Source organism: Actinoallomurus rhizosphaericola (assembly GCF_024055675.1).
In the GTDB taxonomy this organism is placed as follows: Bacteria; Actinomycetota; Actinomycetes; order Streptosporangiales; family Streptosporangiaceae; genus Actinoallomurus; species Actinoallomurus soli.
This window is the reverse complement of record NZ_JAMXMW010000008.1, coordinates 206,841-230,985: the sequence shown is the minus strand read 5'-3', so window position 1 is coordinate 230,985 and position 24,145 is coordinate 206,841. Positions and strand designations below refer to the sequence as shown.

The following is a 24,145-nucleotide window of genomic DNA, read 5'->3' as shown; positions in this document are numbered from 1 at the left end:
TGTCCACGGATCAGGCGCCCTCATCGGCGCCGCGCCGGCGAGGCCGGCGGTCGGCTTCCAGCTCCTCGACCGCGCTGAGGAGGTTACGAAGTCCGATGTCTTCGCGCTCGGCGTCGGCCGGGTCGAACAGCCACTCCGAGAGCGGCCGGCCGGCCGCCTCCTCCGGGCGGCTGGACTCGGACATCCTGAGTTCTGCCTCGACCTCGACCTCGAGTTCGATCTCGAAGTCGTCGTCGCCGGTCGGCTTGTTCATCTCTCCTCCACAGGTGGCTCAGCCGGTCGCCCGGCGGGCCGGGCGTTCGACGGCATGGATCAGTTGCGTCGCGACCTGTCCGGAGCGAACAGGTGGGTGAGGCTCTCGCTCTGGCAGGCCGCCGACGCGAAGCCGCGGTCGTTCCGGTGCTCGATGGCGACGACCGCGGCGACCCGCTCGGCGCGCCGCGACCACGACAGCGGCGTGCCGTCGGACCGGTCCCGGCGCGGCACGCGGCCGGCATCGGCTCCAGCAGGGCCGGCCGGGCCCCGGGCCGCCGGGCTGCCGGCGGCGCCGATTCCGCCGGCGGTCCGGCTGGTGTGGTGGTGCGATGGGGGTCAGGAGGCGCGGGCGACCCGAAGGTGCTTTCGCCGGGCGAGTTCCGCCTCGTCCACCAGGGTGACCATGGGCTTGCCGGGTTCGCAGAGCATCGTGACCACGAACCGGAGCGGCACGTCGTCACGGTTGTTGCCGTCGTGGTAGTGGATGACGTCGCCGCCGGGCTCCCAGAACGCCTCCCCCGCGGGGACGGGTCGCGGCGCCTGCCCTTCGACCTCCAGCAGCATCTCGCCTTCCAGCACGTACCCGAACGCCGGGCCCGGGTGCCGGTGCGGCGGCGCGCCGGGGTCGCCGGGCGGGTACTCGACGACCACGGTCATCGCGTGCGCTCCCGCCGGGATGAAGGGCGGCTCGACCTCCTGGATCGTGGTGAAGGCCGTCTGTCACGCGGACGATCTGGCCTTCGGCTCGCTGACCGGATCAGTGCCGGGCATGGAACCAACCTTTCTGACTCGTGGGGTGCGACGGGGCCGGGCGCTACTTGCCGGCGTCGCTCGCCAGCCAGTCGGCGTACTTGATCTCGCCGAGGATCGCGCCGTCGCCCGGTACGAGATCGCTCTCCCGCATCTCGGCGCCGAAGTAGTGCGCGTGCGGGTCGGTGACCACCTCACGCTCGTCGCCCCAGGCCGTCAGGGCGCTGCGGAAGAACTCGTCCATCCGGGACCGCTCGGGACCGGCGATGTCGATCCGCCCGTTCAGCGGCGACCCCACCGCGGTCCGGCCGACCGTCTGCGCGACCTCCTCACCCGCGATGGGCTGGAACAGCACCGCCGGCATCCGGACCGTGTCGCCGGCCGTGGCCTCGTCGGCGATCCGCCGGGCGAACTCGAAGAACTGCGTCGCGTGCACGAGCGAGAACGGGATCCCCGAGTCCTTGATCAGCTGCTCCTGGGCGACCTTCGCCCGGAAGTAGCCGATGTCGGGCCGCCGTTCGGTGCCCACGACCGACAGCGCGACGTGGTGGCCGACCCCGGCATTCTCCTCCGCCGCCAGCAGATTGCCGGTGGAGGTCCGGAAGAACTCCAGCACCGCCGTGTCCTCGAAGGACGGGGAGTTGGACACGTCGATCACCACGGACGCGCCGTCCAGGACCTCGGCCAGCCCTTCGCCGGTGAGGGTGTTGACGCCGGTGTTCGGCGAGGCGGGAACCGCCTCGTGACCGTGCTCGCCGAGCTTCGTCACGAGCTTCGACCCGATCAGGCCGGTGCCGCCGATTACCACGATCTTCATGGGGGGCCTTCCTGTCCGCCGGGGCGCTCTGATCGCCACCCGGTCGCCAGCTAAGACAGGCCACTCGTCCGGGCTGTGACAGCTCGGGCGATAATTTCCCGAAGTCGCGGTCATTCAGCGCGAACTGTCACAGGGGGTGCCGCTGCCCGGTCTTCGTCAGCGGGACGGACGTATGGAGCGACGGGAGTAGGGCGTGCCGCCGACAGAAACCAGGTACCGGATCCGGGTCCGCATGACCCCGCGCGCGATCGACGAGCCGCACCGCACCTCGAGCCCGCTCGAGCTGCTGTTCGACCTCACGTTCGTGGTGGCCGTCGCCGCCGTCACCGACCAGTTCGCACACGCCATCGTCGACGGGCACCCCCTGACCGGGATCGCCCCTTTCCTGCAGGTCTTCTTCGCGGTGTGGTGGGCGTGGATGAACTTCACCTGGTTCGCGTCGTCGTACGACACCGACGACGTCGCCTACCGGCTGCTGACCATGGTGCAGATGGCCGGCGTGCTGGTGCTGGCCGCGGGGGTGCCCGCTGCGGCCCGCCGTTCCGACTACGCCGCCGTCACGCTCGGCTACCTCATCATGAGGTTCGCTCTCGTCGCCCAGTGGCTGCGGGCCGGGGCCGAGGACGCCGCGGGCCGCCGCACCGCGCTGCGCTACGCCGGCGGCATCTCCGTCCTCCAGGCGGGCTGGGTGCTGCGTCTCGTTCTCGCCGAGACGGGCGCCCTGACGTCACCGGCCCAACTGCCGTCCTTCATCGTCCTGGCCGTTCTTGAGCTGGCGGTGCCGCGGTGGGCGGAACGGACCGCGCCCACCACCTGGCACCCGCACCACATCGCCGAACGCTACGGCCTGTTCACGATCATCCTTTTCGGCGAGAGCGTCCTGGCCGCGTCCAACGGGGTCGACCGGGCGCTCGAAGCGGCCGAGCTCAGCGGTCCCCTCATCGTCATCGCCGTGTCGGGCATCGTCCTGCTGTTCGCTCTCTGGTGGCTCTACTTCCTCGTCCCGGCCGGTGAAGGTCTCAACGACCGGCGTCACCGGTCCTACCAGTGGGGATACGGCCACTACGGCATCTTCGCCGCCCTCGCGGCCCTCGGCGCCGGCCTCGAGGTCGCGGTCGAACAGTCGGGGCGTGACCTCGACGCCGGCCCCCTCGCCATCTGCTACGCCGTGGCGATCCCCGCCGCGGCATTCGTTCTCCTGTACTGGCTCGTCCACACGCCGCTCATCGCCGAACCCGTCATCCGCCCGGCCGTGGTGCTGTCCGCCGCCACCGCCGTCCTGCTCCTTCCGCTCGCGGCGCCGAGGGCCGGGGTGGCCGCCGTCATCGCGGCGATCGCGGGCGTCTGCGTCCTGATGACCGCCGTCACCATCCTCCAGAAAGTCGACCGCAGGGCTTGAACGCACCGGTCCGGTCCGGACCAGGATGAGGATCACAGAAAGGACGTCCACCGGCCGGGATCGATCACTACGATGCCACCGCAGCAGCCCGTCGGAGGAGGGTCATGTCATTTCCCAGGCTTCCCCAGCCGGGGCCCGGTGCGGTGTTGCTGGTCTGCACGTGTTACGAGGACGGCACAGCGCTGTGGGGCGGGCTGTTCGACGAGATCGGCGGCCGCCGAGAAGGCGACGTGCTCGTCCTTGGGGACGGCGGGGTGCGGCTCCATCTGGTCGAGGGCACCGGATGGGACTTCCTGCACGGCGGGAACGTCCCGGCGCTCGTCCCGGACGGCGGACCCGTGACGCCGGTCGCCGTCTTGGCGGACAGTTCGGTGGTGTACGGCGGGGACGGGCCGTTGCTCGTCGATCTGGCGGCGATACCCGGGCGCGGCGTCCGGGTCGCGTCGGCCCGGCTCGGCGAGATCCTGGCCGCCCTGCTGGGCGGCGCACTCGCGTTCGAGGACCTGGTGCGGGACATGGACGTGTACGGCATGTACCAGGGCGACGGCGGCCGGCCGGCGTTCCCCGCGCCGACGGCGCCGCCGCATCGGGCCTTCCCCGCACTGCCTCCCACCGCCGCGGCTCTGCTCGTCCGCACCTGTTTCGATGACGAGGAGGGCTGGCGCGCCCTGCTCGACGAGTGGGGCGGAGCCGACGAGGACGGCTGGGTCGGCGTGGACCTGGACTCCGACGAGATCGACGTGGAGAACTATCCGCTGACGGCACTGGTCGTCGACGACCGGGCCTTCGAGGGACTCCCGCCGGGTCAGGTCCCCGCGCTCGTCCCGCCTGAGGAGCACGCCACGCTGGTCGCGCTCGCCGACGCCCGGACCTTCGCCGAGCCCGACCGGCCCCTGACCGTCGTCGACCTGTACGACACGCCGGGGCAGACGGCCGTCCTCCCCTGCCGCATGGTCGGATCGATGGCGTGCAACCTGGAGCTCGCCAACATGGACTTCCACGAGTTCATCGCCGAAGACGGCATGGAGCCGTGGTGGGGGGATCTCTGAAGGGCACAGCGTGCCGCGCCGCTCACCTGCCCAGCCAGCCACCGTCCACGGGGATCAGCGCGCCGTGCACATAGTCGGAGGCGTCCGAGGCGAGGAACACGGCGACGCCGCCGAAGTCCTCGGGCCGTCCCCAGCGCCCGGCCGGGATCCGGTCGAGGATCGCCGCGTGGCGGGCCGGGTCCTCGCGCAGCGCGCGGGTGTTGTCGGTCTCGACATAGCCGGGCACGATCGCGTTGACGTTGACGCCCTGTCCGGCCCATTCGTTGGCCAGCGCCCGCGTCAGGCCCGCGATCCCCGACTTCGCCGCGGCGTAGCCGGGCACGTTGATCCCACCCTGGAAGCTGAGCAGCGACGCGGTGAACACGATCTTCCCCCGGCCTCGTTCGAGCATCCGGCGTCCGACCTCGCGGGTGAGCGTGAACTGGCTGCTGAGGTCCACGGCGATGACGTGATCCCAGTCGGCGTCGGAGTGCCGCGCGGCCGGAGCGCGGGCGATGGTACCGGCGTTGTTGACCAGGATGTCCACTGGGCGGTCGAGGTCGGCGAGCCGGGCGGCCAGGTCGGCGACGGCCGCGCGGTCGGCGAAGTCGGCGCTCAGCGCCAGGCACTCGCGGCCGAGCGCGGTGACCCGGGCCTCGACCTCGCTGCCGGAGCGCTCCAGGCGCGCGCTGACCGCGACGATGTCGGCCCCGGCGGCGGCCAGTGCCTCGGCGATGGCGAGGCCGATCCCCCGGCGCGCGCCGGTGACCACCGCGAGCCTCCCGCTCAGGTCGAAGGCCCGGAGATCTGGTCGGGTCATCGCGCCTCCGCCTTCCCGTTCGCGCCGCAGTCGACGAGGATCTTCATGACGCCCGCGCCCGATTCGAGGGCGGCGAAGGCCTGCGTGGCCCGATCGAGGGGTTCGATCCGCGAGATCAGCGTCCGGGCGGGGATCTCGCCCTCGGCGATGAGGCCCACGGCCGTCTCGAAGTCGGCCCGATCGTACAGGCGGGCGCCGAGCAGGGTCAGCTCGCGCCAGAAGAAGCGGTGCAGGCTCACCTCGCGCGCGACGGGGTGGATGGCGACCTGGACCATGCGGCCGCGCGTGGCGAGTGAGTCGACGGCGGTGGTGACGCCGGCCGCCGCGCCGGAGACCTCGAACGCCACCGCGGCGCCCGCCCCGCCGGTCCACCGCTCGACGATCCCGGCGATGTCGGCTCCGCTCGGGTTCGCGACGCTCAGCCCCAGTCCCTCGGCGACGGAGCGCCGGTACGGATCGGGTTCCACCAGCAGCACGTCGGCCCCGGACCGGCGGGCGACGATCCCGATGAGCAGGCCGATCGGGCCGCCGCCGACCACGATCGCCTTCTCCCCCGGCCGCAGTTCCGCGCGCCGTACGTCGTGCACGGCCACGGCGGTGGGCTCGACCAGGGCGGCGTGGTCCAGGGCCAGATCCCGGGGGAGCCGGACCAGCGCGGCCGCGGGGACCGTCCAGGTGTTCTGCATGGATCCGGCCGCGTCGATGCCGAGGAAGACCAGGCGGTGGCAGATGTGCGCGTGGCCCGCCCGGCAGGCGGAGCAGGTTCCGCAGGAGACCAGCGGCATGACGGTCACGTGGTCGCCCGGCCGCCAGTCGCGGACGTCCGGGCCGACCTCCGCGATCCGGCCGGACATCTCGTGGCCGATCACACAGGGCGGGTCGACCCTGCCGTCCATGTCGCCGTGGAAGATGTGCAGGTCCGTTCCGCAGATCCCGGTGTAAGCGACGTCGACGCGGACGTGCCCCGGGGGCGGCGGTGCGGGCTCGGCGGTGTCGATCGTCAGCCGCCGGGCTCCGGCGTAAGTGACGCGTCGGGCGCTCATGCGTGCTCCCCTTCGCGTTGCGGGGCGGCGTCCGGAAAGGGGGAGTCCTCGCGGCGTAGGGGCTGCGGCCGTACGGACCGGGCTGGGCGTGTCACTGCGGGTCCTCTCGTGTCGTGGCGGGACGGCGGACCCGGTAGGTCCGGGCCGCGGTGTCGTACAGGACGGCGTCGGTCGCGGCGGGCGGGTGCGCGGCGAGAGCGGCACGGACCAGATCGAGCCAGCTCCCGTAGTCCGTGGCCAGGGTCATCACCGGCCAGTCGCTGCCGTACAGGCAGCGCTCGGGGCCGAAGACCTGCAGCGCCTCCTGGAGCGTGGCGAGCAGGTCCGAGCGCCCGGTGCCCGGGCCGCTCTCGGTGGCCAGGCCGGACAGTTTGCAGACGACGTTGCCGCACCGCGCCAGCCTCCGGAGCGCCCGCCGCCATGAGGTGTCGCCCGGTGGCGACGGCTTGCCGAGGTGGTCGAGGACGATGGTGGTCCGCGGGCAGGCCGCGGCCAGTTCGGCCAGCTCCGGCAACTGGTGCGCGCGCACGCAGGCGTCGAAGGGCAGTCCTGCCTCACCGAGGAGACGCACCCCGGCGCGGAAGTCCGGGGCCGCGGTGAAACCGGCGGCCTCGTCCTGGACGTTTCGGCGCACGCCGACGACGAACGGGTCGCCGGCGTAGGCGCCGATCACCGCGCGGGCGCGGCCGGGGTCCTCCAGGTCGGCGTGCGCGACGACGCCGCGGATCCACGGCCGGTCCCGGGCCGCGCGGCGGACCCACTCGATCTCGGCGGCCGCCTCCCGCGCGAGCCGTCCCGCCTCCACGAAGATCACTTCGACGGGCTCGGGGCGGCTCTCCGGGAAGTCGCCGGCGGTGAAGGGACGGCTCAGCGGCGCCACGTCCTCCAGCCACGGGTACGTGAGGTTCCGCGGATCCCAGAAGTGGACGTGGGAGTCCAGGATCGCCCGGCCGCCGGGTCCGGCCCCCGGGCCGTCGGAGGTGACGTTCACGGCCGGCCTCGCGGCGGCTCGTTCTCCGGCCGGCCGCCCGGAGCCTGGTTCCCCGGCCGGCGGCCCGGGCTCTGGTTCTCCGGGCGGCCGCCCAACGGCGACGCGCCGAACCTGAGCGCGGAGACCTCCAGGCCGGTACGGCCGAGCGGTCGGCTCCTCATGACGGGCCCCCGTCCGCGTCGAACGGCGTGCGGTAGGACGGAGGGCGCGTGCGCAGGACGAGTTCCAGCGTCAGGCGGATCCGGGTCGACCGGGGCAGCTCCACGAGCAGCCAGGGCCCATCGACACGTGTCTCGGCCGATGTCACCACCGGCCGGCCGTGCCCGTAGTCGTACATGTCGCCGATCCAGGAGGGGTCGTCGCAGACCGTGTGGCGCACCGTGCCGATGGTGTGCTCGGCGAACGCCCCGGCCTGCACGATGACGCGGCGCGCCGACTCCGGATCGAGGTTGACCAGATCGACGACGGTCGCCTCCGGATCGATGCGGGACACGAGGGCCGCGACCGAGGGAGGCAGGCCGGGGCGCCGCGCGTCGGCGTCGTGGTAGCGCACCCGCGCCTGCTGCAGTCCGCCGTTGTAGACGACCTGCGGGCCGCCCCAGGTCAGCTGGACCAGGGCCTCGGTGACCACCGGGTTCGACTGCTGCCAGAGGTGGATGTCGGCCTCGGGCACGTCCAGGCCGCGGTAGCGCTCCATGCGGGTCAGCCGGTGCCGTACCTGGGCCTGCGCGGCGGCGAGGATCCGCTCCGGATATCCGGGGTCGTCGCCGGAGAGGAAGGCGAACCAGGGTTCCTCGTGCCCGGCCTCCTCCTTGCTGCGGAACGCCCGGACCGTGCGCCAGTCGTAGCCGGCGGCCGCGCGCAGGCGCTCGATGCGGTCCCGGTCGGCGCGCGCGGCGGAGTGGTGCCACAGCGCGGTGGGCACCGCCATCAGCATGGGGTTGTAGTCGAACCAGCCGCGGTCGCCGTACCGGAACGGCACGTGCAGCGTCGGCGTGTGGACGTCCTCCTCGAGCTGGACGGTCCACTTCGACTCCAGGCTGGAGTCGGCGTCGGTGAAGGCCATCACCTTGCCGTGCGCGATGATCTCGTCCAGCGCCGGGCGTACGAGGTCGAGGTGGGAGTCGTCGCCGGTCGCGGCGGCCGCGGCGAGGGCGCCGACCATCGCGGCGTGCCCGACGCTGTACCAGCCGTGCGGCCACGACCAGCCGTAGTGGCCGCCGTACCAGCGGCCCTCCAGGAGCCCGCCGACCGTGCCGTCCGGGGCGACGTTGTCGGGCAGGACGCCGCCGTTGGCGGCGGCCCGCTCGCGCCACGCGCCGACGTACTCGGCGATCCAGTCGCGGTAGCGCGGCTCGCCGGACAGGATCAGGGCGTTGAGGACGAGCCCGGCGGCGGCCAGGTTGACGGCGGTGTCCCCGACTCCCATCCTGCGGCGCATCTCCGCGCCGAGCCGCGGATCGCGGGCCGGATCCCCCGGCTCGTCACCGGGCGGCAGGACCCAGTCCAGCGGGAAGCCGTACGTCCGCGCCTCTTTGGGCAGCCAGGGATAGGCGTCGCCGTCGAACAGACCGTCCCGCCGTGGGTCGCTGCCGTTGTGCGGCCGGCGGATGATGCGGTGCTCGGGATCGTAGTTGCCGTGCGCGGGGTCGACGTACAGGTCCGCGAACCGCAGGGCCCGTTCGGTCCAGCGCTCGGGGGCGGCCATGCACAGGAAGTAGAACAGCAGCAGGCTCTCGCCCTGATGGAACCAGTCGTAGCCCCGCTCGTACTCCTCGTGCAGCATGCCCAGCTCGGTCAGCTGCCGGGTGACTCCCTCCCAGTGCCGCTCGGACGCGGCGAGCAGGTCGTCGGCCCCGCCGAGGAGGTAGAGCTGGGGCCAGTTGAAGAAGGTCTCGTAGAAGTCGTCCACGCCGTCGCGTGAGGTGAGCCGGCCGCGGTAGAGCAGGCGCCCGTCCGGGCCGGTGAAGTCGCGCGCGAACCGGCGCCAGGCGTGGTCGAGCAGGTCGAACAGCCGGCGCTGCGCTATCGCCCAGCCCGGTGGTTCGAGCAGCGGTACCGAGGCCGTGATGACGGGGTGCATCCGGGAGTTCTCCATTCCAGGGCGCGGTCGCGCCCGCGGTCGGCGGGCCCGTGCCCGCGCGCCGCCTGCGGCGGCGGGCGCGGGTCGAGCCCGCGGTCGGTCCGGGGCGGTCACTCCTTGGTGGCGCCGGCGAGCATCCCGGCGACCAGGAAGCGCTGCGAGAAGAGGAAGACGAGGAGTACGGGAGTGATCGCCAGCAGCGTGGCCAGCGCCAGTTCGGGCCGCTGGACCTCGAGTGAGCCGACGGTCGGGTTGAACTGCGGAACGTTGTTCAGCAGCGTGCCCAGGCCCACCTGGACCGGGAACTGATCGCTGTCCGGCAGCAGGACGTACGGGAGGAAGTAGTTGGTCCAGTTGGCCACGAAGCTGAAGAACCCGACCAGGGCGACGACCGGTGCGGCCAGCGGCAGGGCGATGCGGCGGAAGGCTCCGAACTCCGAGCAGCCGTCGAGCTTCGCGGCGGCCAGCAGCTCCTTGGGCATCGCGGTGCTGAAGTAGATGTAGGTGAGGTACACGCCGAACGGATAGAACGAGTACGGCAGGATGACCGACCACATCGAGCCGACCAGGTGGACGGCGTTGATCTCCAGGAACAACGGCACCACGAGCGTCGCGTTCGGCATGAGCATGACGACGAGGGTCGCCGCCAGGAGGGTGCGGCGGCCGCGGAACTCGGTCATCGCGAGGGCGTACCCGGCGGGGATCGTCACGCACAGCGTGATCGCTAGCGCGAGGAACGAGTAGAGCGCGGAGTTGCGCAGCCACCGGAAGATGGCGTCGCCCTGGTAGGACGTCAGCGCGTCCCAGTTGTGCCGCAGCGCGGACCAGGACCCGAACGACAGCGGATCGCCGTGGACGAGCTGGTCGTCGGTCTTGGTGGCCGCCAGCAGGAGCCAGAGGACCGGGAGCACGAAGAACAGCAGGAACGCCGTGAGCACCAGGGCGCGCAGCGGGTTCGGCGGCCTGCGGCGATGGGGGCGGCCCGGGCTCCTGGCCCCGCGGGCCGCCGATCCCGCGGCCGTGCCGGCGGGGACGGCCACGGTGGGCCGCCGGGTCTCAGTCGGCATCGAAGAACCCCGATCTGGCGACGAACAGCCCTGCGACGACGAGCCCGACGACCAGCAGCTCGACCGAGATGGCCGCCGCGGAGCCGACATTGTTGTTCTGGAAGGCGAAGTCGTAGGAGAGCTGGTTGAGCGAGTAGTCCCGGCCGGCCACGCCGTTGCTCGCCTGCGACAGCAACTGCGGTTCGACGAACAGCTGGGTGCCCGCGGCGAAGGACAGGATCACCATGTAGACGATCCACTTGCGCAGGAGCGGCAGCTGGATGTGCCGGGCGATCTGCCAGGGGCCCGCCCCGTCGATCCGGGCCGCCTCCAGCAGGTCCGCGGAGATGTTGTTCAGCGCGCCGTACATGACGACGATCCAGCCCCCCGCGCCCGTCCAGAACGCGATGACGGCGAGCAGGATCGGCAGGTGCCCGGGCGCGATGACCTGGCCGAAGGTGCCGAGGCCGAAGGCGCGGAGCAGGAAGCCCACCGGGCTCACCGTCGGGTCCAGCATGAACAGCCAGACCATCGCGCTCGCCGCTCCGGCCAGCGCCCCGGGGATGTAGTAGAGGAAGCGCAGGGCCCGGTCGGCCGCGCGGGCGGCCAGGCCGTGCAGCAGGAGCGCGAGCCCGACGACCAGGACCACCAGCGCGACCAGCCAGACGAGCAGGTAGAGCGCCACGTGGCCGATGGCCGGCAGGAAGCGGAAGTCGGCCGCCGCGGTGGTGAAGTTGGACAGCCCGGTGAAGCGCTCGTTCGCGTCGGTGAAGGCGAAGTAGATCGCGTACACCGTCGGCACGAGGCCGAACGCGATCAGCAGCACTACATACGGGGCGACGAAGCCGTGTCCGGCCCGGCCGGGCCACGACAGGCGTCGTGCCCGGCCGCCGCCGACGCTCGACGGTGCGCTCACCGGCCGACCTTGTATCCGTCGGACCGCGCGTAGTTGGCGATGGCGTTCTGCCAGGCGGGGAGCAGCGAGACGATCGTCTTGCCCGCGGTCACACCCGTCGTGACGGTGGCCGCCCAGATCGCCTCCTGGCTGAACTGGCCGTACCCCCAGCCGGACCACACCTGCCCGGCCGCCGTCTGGAGCGGCCCGGTGATGTCACCGGCGTAGTAGTGGGAGGAGGCCTGGTTCGCCAGCCAGGCCTTGGCCGCGGCCGTGTTCGCCGGATAGCCGGGGGCGACCTTGCCCTGGTAGTCGTTCGCGGTGGTCACCCAGGTGAGGAAGTCCGTGCCGGCCTTCAGGTGGGCGCTGTGCGCCGACAGCAGCCAGGTGCCGCCGCCGACGTTGCCGACGGCGGGAGCCGGGTCGCCGGACCACTGGGGCATCGGGGCGACCGCGACCTGGCCGGCCGGGGTCTTGAAGGTGCCCTGGAACAGCGCGCCGCCGAACCAGGACGGGCCGGGCAGCATCAGGATCCTGCCGGCCTCGTTCTTGTCGAAGTCGGAGCTGAAGACGCTGCTCATCGACATCGTGTGGTTCTTGATCAGGGTGTCCAGCAGCGAGGCCATCCGGGTGCAGTTCGCGCTCGTCGTGTCGACCGTGACCGCCTTGGGACCGGTGATCTGGTTGGCGCCGCACTTGCTCGCCCACATGTAGATCTCCGGGGTGAAGGCGTCGCCCGCGGAGCCGACGATGTACCCGGGGTGCTCGGTGGCGACCTTCTCCCCCAGCGCCCGGTAGTCCTCCCAGGTCGCCGGGACCTTGTAGCCCCACTTCCGCATGAGGCCCGCGTTGTACCAGAGCACGGTCTGGGACAGGTCGTTGCGCAGGCAGTAGATCGTGCCGTTCACCGTGCACGGGTCGTTGGCGCCGTGGGCCCAGCCGTCGAGGGTGGACTGCGGGATCAGGCCCTTGTTCAGCGGGGCGGTGAAGCCGGCCGGCACCGCCCAGGACGCCTCGTTGTTCTGCGAGCTGAAGACGACGTCCGGCCAGCCCTTACGGGTCCGGTTGAACAGGCTCACCTTGGTCTGCAGGTAGTTCGAGCCGTTGGCGTCCCCGTCGTAGGTGACGATGTTCATCTTCACCGCGGGATGCTGCTTCTGGTACAGCTGGGCGGCGGCCAGACGCGTCGAATCCACCCACACCGTCAGCGGCCCGTCGGATTGCGGCGCCTGCCGGAAGCCTCCCTGTGCGCCGGCGGTCCCCCCGCCCCCGCCTCCGCCACCGCCGCAGGCCGTGACGGCCGCCAGCGTGAACGCGCCGATGAGGGCCGGCAGCGATGCGCGGCGGCTCTTGCCTGGTCTCCTCGCGCCGTCGGCGCGGAGCTTGACTGTCATGGGCTGCTCCACTGACTTCGTGGGGCCCGCCGACCGGGGGTGGCGGGCAAGGAGGAATGTGTCTGACTCATCGGGCGGGCTTCGGATGGTCGAAGCGGTCGGCGATGGTGCGGCCGTCACCCTCGCGACCACCTCGGATCGAGTGCTGTCCGTGGTCCCTCATCAGAGCGCCGGAGCGCCACCGCGTCAAGAGGATGAGCGGGCTTATTTTTACGGCTGTGTTACAGCGTTCTGCGGGAGCGATCGACATTCGACCAGTTCATCCGGGCCGCCCCCGTAGGCGAAGGAAGATGAGTCGTACTTATCTTTCGGCTGCTCAGCGGAGATGTATGCTCTTCTCTGGACGAGGGTGAGTCATCCCCTCGCAGCGGACCGCGACGAAGGAGGCACGCCGGTGGACGGCACGCCCAAGCCGGCTGCGACCGACGCGCCGACCCCGGAGCAGGACGGCGACGCCCAGCGGACCGGCGCGTACCGGCCACGCTACGAACTGGTGGCCGAGCAGATCCTGCAGCTCATCGCCGACCTGCGCCTGCAGCCCGGTGACCGGATGCCCACCGAGAACGAACTGGCCGCACGCCTGGGCACCAGCCGGACCGTCGTACGGGAGGCCGTGAAGATCCTCTCCGCGATCGGCCGGGTCCGCGCTCAGAAGGGCCGCGGCCTCTACGTCGCCGATGACGAGGGGATGCTGGGCTCATCGCGCTGGGAGGGCTTCTTCCTGCCGACCGACCTCGATCACGTCTACATGCTCTTCGAGTTCCGCCGGATCCAGGAGACCGCGGCCAGCCGGCTCGCCGCGACTCGGGCGACTCCCGCCGAGCTCCGCGCCATCGAGGCCGCCGCCGAGACGTGCCGGGAGGGCCATGTGACCGGGCAGGCGGCCCTGTTCGATCAGGGTGACGACGCCTTCCACCTGGGCATCGCCGCCGCCTCGCACAACCCCTTCCTCGTCGCGGCCGTCCGCGAGGCCCGCCGACTCCAGCACCAGTCCAGCACGATCGGCCTGCACGGCACGGTCGGCGGCCACGCGGAGGAGGCGATCGAGGAGCACTCCGCGATCTACCAGGCCATCCGCGACGGCGATCCCGATGCCGCCGCCCAGGCCGCCGCCGTCCACCTCGACAAGACCCTCGAGGACTACCGGCGCGAGATCCAGCGCCGCGTCTTCGGCTGATCCGCCCGGGCGGCCGTCGCTCGACCCGAGGCGCCCGCCGCGCGGGCGGTGCCGTGGAGGGTGAATCCGGTCGTTCGTCGGCGGTCGCCCGGACCACCGCCTGGTCCGGCGGGCGGACGCGACCTGGCGTCGGCGCCCGCCCGCCGGCGTACGGAGGTTCCGGTCAGGCCGGGTCCTCAGCGTGGGGTGAAGTCCTGGTTGGAGCCCGCGGCGTTCTTGCACGGCCACTGGTCCAGCTGCTGACCCTGATTACTGCCGGCGCCATAGACGTCCAGGCACAGCCCGCTGCCGCTGTTCTGGAACGACCAGGAACCGTCGGACTGCGCAACCGGCTTCCACATCGTGCTCGCCGCACCACTACGCGCCTGCTGCACGATGTCCGGAGTCCCCTGCGCCGTCGAACCACCCGAAACCCCGACCACCTGACCAGAGCTCTGCGCCTGCAACTCCCCATAACCGTTCGACCCCGGCACGAACTGGAACAACTGATTGCTCTGCCCGTTGCAGGACCACTGATCGATCGCCGCACCCGACGCGGAACTGTTGCCGTACACGTCCAGGCACAAGCCGTTGTTACCGACGACCAGCTGGTGATAACCGCTGGGGAACGAACCGCCGCTCCCGCCACCGGACCCGTACCCGGCGGCCGTGATGCTGTCCTGGACCGCGTTCTCCGTCGCGTCGGACGGATAACCGGAGGTCATCGCGCCTTCGTAGAAGGTCCCGGCTGAACCCTTGCTGTTGTCGCCGCCGATCCCGAGGATGATGGCGCCTTCCTTGTGCATCGGGTTGTAGCCGGAGACGTTGGGGCGGGCGCCGTTGTAGAAGGTGGACAGGCCACCGGACTGGGCGTTGCCGCCGCGGATGGCCCAGTGGTTCGGCTCGCCCTTCACGATCGCGGTGGTGTACCGGTAGTTGATCGTGGGGTCGTTGGCGTTGTAGCCGGCGTTCACTCCGGAGAACAGGCCGTTCTCCAGGTCGGCCATGATCCAGGGCCCGTTTCCGGTGCCGTAGCCCCAGACCCTGATGTTGCCGAAGTAGATGGCCTCCATGTGGCCGTTGCCGGTGTCGTTGTTGCTGGTCTCGGCGTTGCCGTAGTCGAAGCAGCAGCCGCCGTTGTAGTGCGTCCCGTCGAAGATCGCGTACTCTCCCTCCGCCGCGTCTCCGGTCGCGATGCCGTTCGTACGGTCGTTGCGGTAGCCGGTGCCCGCGGCCACGTACACGCCGTAGGCCTTGTGGCCGCCCACCGTGGTCGGCGCCGCCGTGGCGTTGGCGAGGTTGTCCGGCCCGCCGGCCGCGCCGCCGCCGGGCGCCTGGGTGAGGTTGTTGCCGCGGCCCGACTGGTCGTAGATGACGGTGATGACGCAGGTGGTGCCGGAGCAGAAGGAGTCCTGTGCCGCCGCGTCGGCGACTCCGCCGGCGCTCAGCACGCCGATGTCCCGCGTGGTGTTGTCCGAGGAACGCCGGACCTGGTAGAGCGGGCCGTTGTAGGAGGCGTACAGCGCACGGGTGGTGCTGTGCGCCGCGACGCAGGGCGTGCCGCCGCTCGCGTAGATGTCGCACGGCAGCGACGCCGCCGAGGCGGGACTGGTCACCGCGGACGGGCCGAGGGCGAGCACGGCCCCCGCCACCGCCATCAGTGTCGCGGCGACCGGTCGCGCCGGCCGCACGCGGATGGGAAGTAGGGACATCGAAGAGACCTCCGTCATCGCGGATGCGGGATGGAGCGGGCAGGAGTCGGGGGAATGTGTCCTGGGACCCGTGTCACGGCGGGTCCGGTGGCCGGGGCGCTCAGACCCCGGTGATGGTCCACTCGTTGTTGGTGCTGGAGTTCGGCGTCCACAGCACGGTGGTCGCGCCGGCCGTGGTGCTGCCGGCGCCGTCCAGGGCGGTTCCGGTGCCGCGGTTGATGATCTGGTAGCGGCCGTTGCCGAGGCTGTTCAGCCGCCACTGCTGGTTGTTGCCGCCGTTCCAGGCCGCCTGCAGGCAGCTCGCGCCGTTGGCGGTGTTGCCCCAGCTGTCGGCCACCATGCCGTTGGTGCGGTTGACGATGCGGTAGTAACCGCTGCCCAGGTCCACCAGCTGCCACTGCAGGTTGGTGGACCCGTCGTAGTTCCACTGCTTGAGCACCGACCCGGACGAGACGTTGCCGCCGCTGTCGAGGACCAGGCCGCTGGTCACGTTGGCGATCTTCACCCAGCCCGTGGTGGTGCCCCCGCCGCCCAGGGTGGGGATCTGCCCGCTGAAGGTCAGCTTGACGACGTACGCCAGGGCGCCGAAGGGGGCGCCGGACGAGGGCATCGAGATGTGCAGCCCGGCGCCGTCCTGGCTGCGGTTCGGCAGGTTGACGTACGAGCCGGCGGTCTGGTCGAGGAGCTGTACCGAGGTGAGGCTGCTCAGGTTGATCTGACCGGAGTTCAAGGTGGTGATGGTCAGCGTGCTTCCCGGCCAGCCCAGCACGGTCGCGTACAGCACCGTGTTGTCCTTGCTGCGGGTGAACCGGATGTCCTGGGCGGTGCCCTCCCTCGGCGTGGTGAAGGAGCCGCCGCCCATCTGCGTCGGCCCCTCGCCGAAGGACGCCCAGGCGCGGGTGGCGTAGATGGACTCGCCGAACCGCTTGAGGTAGTCCCCCATCCCCTGCAGGATCGCCTGCTGTCCCGACGGGATGGTGCCGTCGGCCATGGGGGCGATGTTGAGCACCATGGTGCCGTTCTTGCTGACCCGGTCGATCAGCGCGTGCATCATGGCCTTGGTCGAGTAGTAGCCGATGCCGACGGTGTAGCACCAGCTGGAGCTGGAGACGCTGTCGTCGGTCTCCCAGTAGGGCGTCTGAATGCCGGCCGGACCGCCGCGTTCGAAGTCGTAGACCTCGCCCTTGTTGTCGAAGCCGTCCTTGTAGGTGGCCACGACGTCCTTGTTCCAGGCGACCGCCTGGTTGTAGTAGTACGCGAGGAACTGCAGGCGCAGCGACTCCTGCACGAGGTTCAGGTCGAAGTCCTGGTAGATGATGTCGGGCTGGTACCCGTCGATGACCTCTTTCAGCTTGTCGTACCAGAGCTGGTTCTCGGCGGCCGACCCGAGCTGGCCGTACAGCTTCTTGAGGGTGGTCGTGGACTGCGCCGGGACGTGGTCGTAATAGCCGTTGAAGTGGTACGCGTGGTGCAGCGACACGTACAGCTTCAGGCCCTTGGACCGGATGGCGTCGGCGTGCTGCCGCAGCAGGTCGAGCCTGGGCCCCGTGGCGACGGAGTTCCACTCGTTGGCGGTGCTGTTCCACATCGAGTAGCCGTCGTGGTGCTCGGCGACCGGACCGGCGAACTTCGCGCCCGCGTCGGCGAACAGCTGCGCCCACGCGTTCGGGTCCCAGTTGCCGCCCGCCGACGTCAGCTTCGGGGCGAACTGCACCCAGTTGCCGGCCTTGTCGCGGGCCCCGTTGATGAAGTTGTGGTAGGGCCACACCGACGGGTCCCCGTACACGCTCTTGTGGTGGTTGTTCTCGTTCGACCCGCTGATGTACATGTTCCGCGGGTACCACTCGTTGCCGAACGCGGGGACGCTGAAGACACCCCAGTGGTAGTAGATGCCGAACTTGGCGTCCTGGTACCACTCGGGCGCCGGCGGGTGCTGATCGACCGACGACCAGCTCGCCGTGTAACTACTCGGGCCGGTGGTGGCTCCGGCGGTACGGATCCCCAGCAGGCCGGCGGCGACGGTGGCGCCTGCCGTGGTGAGGAGGCGCCGGCGGCTCAGCTGGAACTGGTACGAAGACATGACGGGGGAACCTTTCGGCGGGGGCGCACTTCGAAGTGATGCGGCCGGCGGAGCGAGGGGCCGGGCCGGACGCGTCGTGCACACGTCCGGCCGGCGTGGGTGGCGCCTGCGGTCGGGTGATCAGCCGGTGGTGCAGGCGGTGCCGTTGAGCGCGAAGTTCGAGGGCGCCGGGTTACTGCCGTTCCAGGACCCGTTGAACCCGAAGCTCGTGCTGCCGTTGGCAGGGATCGAACCGTTGTAGTCGACGTTGCGGGCGGTCACGTTCGACCCGCTCTGGGTCACGGTGGCGTTCCACGCCTGCGTGACCTGCTGCCCCGCCCCGAACGACCAGGTGAGGGTCCAGCTCGAGACCGCATCGCCCAGGTTGGTCACGGTGATGTTCGCGCCGAACCCGCCGGTCCACTGCGAGGCGATCGTGTACTTCACCGAGCATCCGCCGCTCCCCGGCGGTGTGGGCGTGGGAGTCGGCGTCGGAGTGGGAGTGGACGTACCTCCGCCGCCGCCGTACGGGACGCCGCCGGCGAGCGCGGACAGGACCGCGCTGTAGGCGGCCTTCTTGTTGCCGTTCGCGTCGAACAGGAGCGGGTTCTCGCCGGTCCGCCAGGAGTCGCTGTCGCGGATCCCCCACACGGTGATCCCCGCGCAGCGGGCGACGTTCACGCACGCCTTGACGGTGTTGGAGTAGGCGGTCGACGGAGCCTGGGCGATGTCGAGCTCGGTGAGCTGTACGTCGACGCCGAGGGCGGCGAAGTTGGACAGCGTGGTCTGGAAGCTCGCCGGAGGACCGCCGGAGCCGAAGTGACTCTGGAAGCCGACGCAGTCGATCGGGACGCCGCGGGACTTGAAGTCCTTGACCATGGCGTAGACGCCCTGGGTCTTGGCGTCGCTCCAGTTCTCGATGTTGTAGTCGTTGTAGCAGAGCTTGGCGTTCGGGTCGGCGGCCCGCGCGGTGCGGAACGCCTCTTCGATGAAGCCGTTGCCCAGCACGTTCTGGAAGACGGAGCTGCGATGCTGCGTGCTGCCGTCGGCGAACGCCTCGTTCACCACGTCCCACGCGTAGATCTTGCCCTTGAAGTGGGTCATCTCGGTCGTGATGTGGTTGTCCATCACGCTGCGCAGCGTGTTGGCGTCGGAGATGCCGCTCACCCAGCCCGGGAGCTGGTTGTGCCAGACCAGGGTGTGCCCTCGCATCCGCTGCCCGTGCGCCAGGGCGTGGTTGACGATCTGGTCGGCCGGGCCGAAGTTGAACGAACCGCGGGACGGTTCGGTGGTGTCCCACTTCATCTCGTTCTCCGGGGTGATCATGTTGAATTCCCGGTCGAGGATCGTGGAGTACGTCGAGTTCCCGAGCTTGCCGGCGGCCACGGCGGTACCGAAGTAACGCCCGGACTGGGCCGCCTGCGCGCCGAGCGTGTCCGCGGCCTGCGCGGAGCCGGGCACCAGCAGGGCGGTCCCGGCGACCGCGGCGGCGGCCGACAGCACCGTGACCAGCGCTCGTAGCCGGCGGGGCCGGATCGAAGGTTTCATGGCTCTCCCTGACGTTCGGTATCTCGAACAAGGTGCGAGATATTGAACTACGGATTAAGCCGGGAGTATCCGGGCCGCAGCCGCGAAGTCAAGGCGTCTGATATCTCCGCGCGCCGGCGAATCGTCGCGACGCTGGCAGCGGCGGATCCGCCCAGGTGTGCGCGTGAAAACAGATGAAAGTGACGCGGTAATGGACGCGCCACGCGTCGCACCGATAGGGGTATCACGGCAACGGAGGGTGACCTCTTTCGCCATCGCCGAAAGGCGGTATTCGAGAGCCCTCGACATTCGGTGAACCTCGAGGGCTCTCGTCCTGGTCGGCCGTTCCGCGTCCGCCGCTTTCGGCCGGCCGCCGCCATGGGCGTACCCGGATGATCCCGTCAGCGTGGGGTGAAGTCCTGGTTGGAGCCGGCCGCGTTCTTGCACGGCCACTGGTCCAGCTGCTGACCCTGATTGCTGCCGGCGCCATAGACGTCCAGGCACAGCCCGCTGCCGCTGTTCTGGAACGACCAGGAACCGTCGGACTGCGCAACCGGCTTCCACATCGTGCTCGCCGCACCACTACGCGCCTGCTGCACGATGTCCGGAGTCCCCTGCGCCGTCGAACCACCCGAAACCCCGACCACCTGACCAGAACTCTGCGCCTGCAGTTCCCCGTAACCGTTCGACCCCGGCACGAACTGGAACTGCTGGTTGCTCTGCCCATTGCAGGACCACTGATCGATCGCCGCACCCGACGCGGTGCTGTTGCCGTACACGTCCAGGCACAAGCCGTTGTTACCGACCACCAACGGGTGATAACCGCTCGGATACGAACCACCGCCGGTGCCGCCGCCGGCCCCGTATCCGGCGGCGACGAGGTTGGCCTGCACCGCGTTCTCCGTCGCATCGGACGGATAGCCGGAGACCATGGCGCCCTCGTAGAACGTGCCGGCGCTGAGATTGGCTCCACCACCGGGCTTGCAGCAGTCACCGCCGCTGCCCAGAACGATGGCGCCTTGTTTCTTCATGGGGTTGTATCCGCTTGGAAGGCCGCCGTCCCACAGTGTGGTAAGGCCACCGGACTGGGTACTGGCACCCTTGATCGCGAACCGTGTGGTGCCGTTGTTCTTCAGCATCGCCGTGACGTACCGGTCGGTGAAGGCCCGCTGATTCGAGTTCCAGGACTGGCTTCCTCCGGGGTAGAGCCCCCACTCCAGATCCGCCTGAACCCAGGGTCCTGAACCGGAACAACCGCCGAACCAGCACGAGGTGCTGAAGTTGATGGCATCCATCGCACCGGCGGCGTCGGCCTTTCTGTCGGTCTCGCTGTTTCCGTAGTCGAAGCAGCAACCACCGTTGACGTGCGTGCCGCTGGTCACCATGTACATGCCCTCGGGTGCGGTGCCGGTCGGGACGCCCGTCAGGTGGCCGTCCCTCCAGTAGCTGTTCCCGGGGTTGATATAGAGCGAATAGGCCTTGTCGCCGCCGACCGTCAGCGACTCCGTCGTCGCCTTCGCGGGGCTGCTCTGGCTCGATCCGGGCACGACGCTCGACCCCTGGTACCACAGATCGTTGCCGTGCCCGGACTGGTCGTAGACGACGGTGATGACGCAGGTGGTGCCGGCGCAGAAGGAGTCCTGGGCCGCGGCGTCCGCGTGGCCGCCCGTGCTCAGCACGCCGATGTTCCTAGTCGTGTTGTCGGACGAGCGCCGCACCTGGTACAGGTTGCCATCGTAGGAGCCGTACAGGGCGCGCACCGTGCTGTGCGCCGCGATACAGGGCGTACCGCCCGAGGCGTAGATGTCACAGGGGCCGGTGCCGGCCGCCGACGCCGGCCCCGACCACGCCGACGCGACGCCGATCAGCAGGGCCAGCACCGCCACCACGCGCGCGGCCACAGACGCCGACGATCGCCGGCGGCGCGCCCACCGGCCTGCGAAGAGAACGAATGAAATATGCACTGTTCTGCTCCTTAGGTGGCCGGCGACGGGCATGCGCGCTCGATCTGGTCATCTCCCGCCGATGACATCCAGACAGAGGCCGATGCCCGCCGCCGGCGATCAGAGGTTCCGGTCAGGCCGGGTCCTCAGCGTGGGGTGAAGTCCTGGTTGGAGCCCGCGGCGTTCTTGCACGGCCACTGGTCCAGCTGCTGACCCTGATTACTGCCGGCGCCATAGACGTCCAGGCACAGGCCACTGCCGCTGTTCTGGAACGACCACGAACCATCGGACTGCGCAACCGGCTTCCACATCGTGCTCGCCGCACCACTACGCGCCTGCTGCACGATGTCCGGAGTCCCCTGCGCCGTCGAACCACCCGAAACCCCGACCACCTGACCAGAACTCTGCGCCTGCAACTCCCCATAACCGTTCGACCCCGGCACGAACTGGAACAGCTGGTTGCTCTGCCCATTGCAGGACCACTGATCGATCGCCGCACCCGACGCGGTGCTGTTGCCGTACACGTCCAGGCACAACCCGTTGTTACCGACCACCAACGGGTGATAACCGCTCGGATACGAACCACCGCTGCTGCCGCCCGCCCCGTACCCGGCGGCCGTGATACTCGCCTGCACCGCGTTCTCCGTCGCGTCGGACGGATAACCGGACGTCACGGCGCCCTCGAAGAACTCACCTTGACCGCTGACGCTGTTGTCACCGCCGGTGCCCAGCAGGATCGAGCTGTCGGTGCGCATCGGCGAGTACCCGTTGGGCAGTGGGCCCGAGTACGGGGTTGTCAGACCACCACTGGTCGCGTTGCCGTATTTCAGCGTGAAGTTACTCGTGCCGTTGTTCTTCTCCCATGCGCTGACGAAGGGGAAGTGCACCCCGCTGTTGTTCGGGTCATGGTTGGAGCCGGTTCCGGTGTGGTACATGCCGTTCTCCAGGTCGGCCTCCACCCACGGGCCGCTCCCGGTGCATCCGCCGAACCAGCACGCGGTCCCCCAGTAGATCGCGTTCATGGTGGCGTTGCCGGTGTCGGTGTGGGAGTTCTCGCCGCTGCCGTAGTCGAAGCAGCACCACTGGTTCACGTAGTTCGACGAGGTCACCATGTAGATGCCCTCCGGCTGCGAACCGGTGGGCGCGCCCTTGGCGTGGTCGATGCGGTAGCCGGTCCCGGGCGTGGACTTGATCCCGTACGCCGGGTGGCCGGCCACCGTGATCGGGAGCGCCATGGCGTCCGCCCCGATGTCCGCGCCGTTGGGGCCGGGGCCCTTCCAGTAGCCGCCCGAGGAGATCGGCAGGTCGTTGTGGTTGGCGGTCTGGTCGTAGATCTTCGTGATCGTGCAGGACGTGCCCGCGCAGAAGGACACCTGAGGGGCCGCGTCCACGGACCCGCCCGCGGACAACAGGCCGATGTCGAGGTACTTCTGGTCGGACTTGCGCTGCACCTGGTACAGCGGCCCGCTGTAGGAGGCGAACAGCGCGCGGGTCGTGCTGTGCGCGGCGATACAGGGCGTCCCCCCGGCCGCGTAGATGTCGCACGGAAGCGACGCCGCGGAGGCCGTGTTCACGGCGGCCTGAGTGCCGAGGGCGAGCACGGCCGCCGCCACGGCCAGCAGGCAGGCGGCGAGGAGCCGCCACACCCGGGGTCGGCCCTTGGGAGCTGGAAACATGACGAACCTCCGTCATCCTGCGGCTGCGACGATCCCGTCCGCCGCCGGTGGTGGTCGAACCGATTCGATCGGCGGCTGGGATGTTATGACCGGGTTTCGGGGAGGTCAACGCCCGACCGCAGGTCGCCGGCGACCGCAGCGCGCGGGCCGCGTTCGCCCTGGTCGGGAGGCCGTCCAGGGTGCCCGGCGCCCGTCGGCCTTTCACGGGTTTTCACCGGGCCGGCCCGCACACGGGATCGCTCCGGTGGCGCTTGAGCGGGCGAGAGCCGACCGGCGTGACGCACGGCCGACCGCGGCGCACGGCCCGCCGAGACGCACGGTCGACTGCGGTGCGCCGCCGCCGACGTTGCTCGCCGACAAGCGGGATGCCTACAATTCGTCGAATGTAAGCGGAACGATTCGACCGGTCATCCGCACCCCGTCGAACCATCCGGCCGGTTGGCACGACCCGCGCCGGCCGTGTCGGCGCGCGAAGGAGCTCGATGAACATCGGGGAGATCGCCCGCCGCTCCGGAGTGTCGCGCAGCACCGTGTCGTACGCGCTCAGCGGCAAGCGTGCCGTGTCCGAGGCGACCCGGCAGCGCATCCAGGCGGTCATCGACGAGTTGGGCTATCAGCCGAACGCCGCCGCGCGGGCGCTGAAGGAGGGGCGTACCCGCACACTCGGGCTGGTCGTTCCGCCGACACGGCGGCGGCTGACGTTGATGCAGCTGGACTTCGTCGCCGGCGTCATGGAGGCCGCCGACCGCGCCGACCTCGACCTACTGCTCTCCCCCTCCGGCGACGACCACGACCGTTCGTTCGAGCGGATCGTCGGCGGGCGCCGGGTGGACGGCGTGATCCTCATGGAGATCCGCCTGGACGATCCCCGCGTCCGACGGCTGCAGGATGTACGGCTGCCGTTCGTGACCATCGGCCGCACCGCCCGGCCGGAGGGCACGTCCTGGATCGATGTCGACTACACGACGCTCATCGACCGGTGCGTGAACCATCTGGCCGACCTCGGGCACCGTCACATCGCGCTGATCAACCGCTCGGCCGAGCTCGTCGCATCCGGCTACGGCCCCGCGCACCGGGCCCGCGAGGGCTTCGCCGGTGCCGTCGCGCGCCGCGGCGTCGAAGGGGCGGAGTTCTGCTGCGCCGACGACGCGCCGGCCGGCGAGGCATGCGTTCAGGAGATCCTGCGCACCCGTCCCGAGGTCACCGCGATCACGACGATCAACGAGGCGGCCCTGCCCGGCGTCCAGCGGGCGCTCGAGAACGCCGGGCAGGACATCCCGGCCCGGTTCTCCGTCGCCGGCGTCGCCGCGCGGTACTGGGCCGAGCAGTTCCATCCTCAGCTCACCGCCGCCGACGTGCCCGCGACGGACATGGGTGCGACCGCCGTCGACTTCCTCGTCGAACGCATCGCCGAGCCGGACGCGCCGCCCAGGCAGCACCTGTTCGTTCCGCCGATCTCACTCCGGAACAGCACCGGACCGGCGCCCGCCCCACGCTGAGCGCCCGGTGCTCCCCGCCCCGATCCCGCGGCGTACGGGGAGGCCGGCCGTC

21 protein-coding genes are annotated in these 24,145 nt (G+C 70.4%); 4 read left to right on the top strand and 17 right to left on the bottom strand.

The genetic code is table 11. The features are described from left to right. Positions 1-10: 10 nt before the first annotated feature. The 4 genes from NE234_RS19965 to NE234_RS19950 all read right to left on the bottom strand — a co-directional run bounded on the left by NE234_RS19965 (position 11) and on the right by NE234_RS19950 (position 1,822). Positions 11-253, bottom strand: coding sequence for a hypothetical protein (locus tag NE234_RS19965; RefSeq protein WP_252781974.1), 243 nt, complete (start codon positions 251-253; stop codon positions 11-13). Between the two features lie 59 nt (positions 254-312). After that, positions 313-486 (bottom strand): hypothetical protein, encoded by a 174-nt coding sequence (locus NE234_RS19960; protein ID WP_252781973.1) that lies wholly within the window; start codon positions 484-486, stop codon positions 313-315. Positions 487-591: 105 nt separating this feature from the next. After that, positions 592-912: a cupin domain-containing protein gene (locus NE234_RS19955; RefSeq protein ID WP_252781972.1), complete on the bottom strand. Its 321-nt coding sequence runs from the start codon at positions 910-912 to the stop codon at positions 592-594. 157 nt (positions 913-1,069) lie between these two features. Beyond that, positions 1,070-1,822: an SDR family oxidoreductase gene (locus NE234_RS19950; protein ID WP_252781971.1), complete on the bottom strand. Its 753-nt coding sequence runs from the start codon at positions 1,820-1,822 to the stop codon at positions 1,070-1,072. A 193-nt stretch (positions 1,823-2,015) separates the two neighbouring features. Between NE234_RS19950 and NE234_RS19945 the strand changes: the two genes are divergently transcribed. Both NE234_RS19945 and NE234_RS19940 read left to right on the top strand, forming a co-directional pair. After that, positions 2,016-3,221, top strand: a complete 1,206-nt coding sequence (locus NE234_RS19945; protein WP_252781970.1) for a low temperature requirement protein A — start codon at positions 2,016-2,018, stop codon at positions 3,219-3,221. Positions 3,222-3,325: 104 nt separating this feature from the next. Beyond that, a complete protein-coding gene (locus NE234_RS19940) occupies positions 3,326-4,270 on the top strand; it encodes a DUF6924 domain-containing protein (protein ID WP_252781969.1) in 945 nt (314 codons plus the stop codon). Positions 4,271-4,292: 22 nt separating this feature from the next. On the opposite strand, the gene NE234_RS19935 is transcribed toward NE234_RS19940, so the two are convergent. From NE234_RS19935 to NE234_RS19900, 8 genes are all read right to left on the bottom strand, one after another. Continuing rightward, positions 4,293-5,069 (bottom strand): SDR family oxidoreductase, encoded by a 777-nt coding sequence (locus tag NE234_RS19935; RefSeq protein WP_252781968.1) that lies wholly within the window; start codon positions 5,067-5,069, stop codon positions 4,293-4,295. After that, entirely contained in the window at positions 5,066-6,112 is a 1,047-nt protein-coding gene (locus NE234_RS19930; RefSeq protein ID WP_252781967.1) for a zinc-dependent alcohol dehydrogenase, read from the bottom strand. Before NE234_RS19930 ends, NE234_RS19935 begins: the two co-directional genes overlap by 4 nt. A 91-nt stretch (positions 6,113-6,203) precedes the next feature. Beyond that, on the bottom strand, positions 6,204-7,103 hold the full coding sequence (locus NE234_RS19925) for an amidohydrolase family protein (RefSeq protein WP_252781966.1): 900 nt from the start codon (positions 7,101-7,103) through the stop codon (positions 6,204-6,206). Next, on the bottom strand, positions 7,100-7,264 hold the full coding sequence (locus NE234_RS19920; protein ID WP_252781965.1) for a hypothetical protein: 165 nt from the start codon (positions 7,262-7,264) through the stop codon (positions 7,100-7,102). The genes NE234_RS19925 and NE234_RS19920 overlap by 4 nt, the downstream gene beginning before the upstream one ends. After that, the gene (locus NE234_RS19915; protein WP_252781964.1) at positions 7,261-9,186 is read right to left on the bottom strand and encodes a hypothetical protein; all 1,926 of its coding nucleotides are present in this window, start codon (positions 9,184-9,186) and stop codon (positions 7,261-7,263) included. Before NE234_RS19915 ends, NE234_RS19920 begins: the two co-directional genes overlap by 4 nt. A gap of 110 nt (positions 9,187-9,296) precedes the next feature. Next, on the bottom strand, positions 9,297-10,253 hold the full coding sequence (locus NE234_RS19910) for a carbohydrate ABC transporter permease (RefSeq protein ID WP_252781963.1): 957 nt from the start codon (positions 10,251-10,253) through the stop codon (positions 9,297-9,299). After that, complete coding sequence (locus tag NE234_RS19905; RefSeq protein ID WP_252781962.1) at positions 10,243-11,148, bottom strand: carbohydrate ABC transporter permease; 906 nt, start codon at positions 11,146-11,148, stop codon at positions 10,243-10,245. Before NE234_RS19905 ends, NE234_RS19910 begins: the two co-directional genes overlap by 11 nt. After that, entirely contained in the window at positions 11,145-12,521 is a 1,377-nt protein-coding gene (locus NE234_RS19900) for an ABC transporter substrate-binding protein (RefSeq protein ID WP_252781961.1), read from the bottom strand. Before NE234_RS19900 ends, NE234_RS19905 begins: the two co-directional genes overlap by 4 nt. 394 nt (positions 12,522-12,915) lie before the next feature. On the opposite strand from NE234_RS19900, the gene NE234_RS19895 reads away from it, so the two are divergent. Further along, positions 12,916-13,698, top strand: a complete 783-nt coding sequence (locus tag NE234_RS19895) for a FadR/GntR family transcriptional regulator (RefSeq protein ID WP_252781960.1) — start codon at positions 12,916-12,918, stop codon at positions 13,696-13,698. 176 nt (positions 13,699-13,874) lie between these two features. Here NE234_RS19895 and NE234_RS19890 read toward each other — a convergent pair whose 3' ends face one another. The 5 genes from NE234_RS19890 to NE234_RS19870 form a co-directional block, all read right to left on the bottom strand. Next, positions 13,875-15,389: an arabinofuranosidase catalytic domain-containing protein gene (locus tag NE234_RS19890; RefSeq protein WP_252781959.1), complete on the bottom strand. Its 1,515-nt coding sequence runs from the start codon at positions 15,387-15,389 to the stop codon at positions 13,875-13,877. Between the two features lie 100 nt (positions 15,390-15,489). Then, on the bottom strand, positions 15,490-17,469 hold the full coding sequence (locus tag NE234_RS19885) for an alpha-L-fucosidase (protein WP_252781958.1): 1,980 nt from the start codon (positions 17,467-17,469) through the stop codon (positions 15,490-15,492). Between the two features lie 120 nt (positions 17,470-17,589). Beyond that, the gene (locus NE234_RS19880) at positions 17,590-18,996 is read right to left on the bottom strand and encodes an endo-1,4-beta-xylanase (protein WP_252781957.1); all 1,407 of its coding nucleotides are present in this window, start codon (positions 18,994-18,996) and stop codon (positions 17,590-17,592) included. A 380-nt stretch (positions 18,997-19,376) separates the two neighbouring features. Then, the gene (locus NE234_RS19875; protein ID WP_252781956.1) at positions 19,377-20,876 is read right to left on the bottom strand and encodes an arabinofuranosidase catalytic domain-containing protein; all 1,500 of its coding nucleotides are present in this window, start codon (positions 20,874-20,876) and stop codon (positions 19,377-19,379) included. Positions 20,877-21,064: 188 nt separating this feature from the next. Then, the gene (locus NE234_RS19870) at positions 21,065-22,594 is read right to left on the bottom strand and encodes an arabinofuranosidase catalytic domain-containing protein (protein WP_252781955.1); all 1,530 of its coding nucleotides are present in this window, start codon (positions 22,592-22,594) and stop codon (positions 21,065-21,067) included. A 482-nt stretch (positions 22,595-23,076) separates the two neighbouring features. On the opposite strand from NE234_RS19870, the gene NE234_RS19865 reads away from it, so the two are divergent. Beyond that, on the top strand, positions 23,077-24,093 hold the full coding sequence (locus tag NE234_RS19865; RefSeq protein WP_252781954.1) for a LacI family DNA-binding transcriptional regulator: 1,017 nt from the start codon (positions 23,077-23,079) through the stop codon (positions 24,091-24,093). The last annotated feature ends 52 nt before the right edge of the window (positions 24,094-24,145 follow it).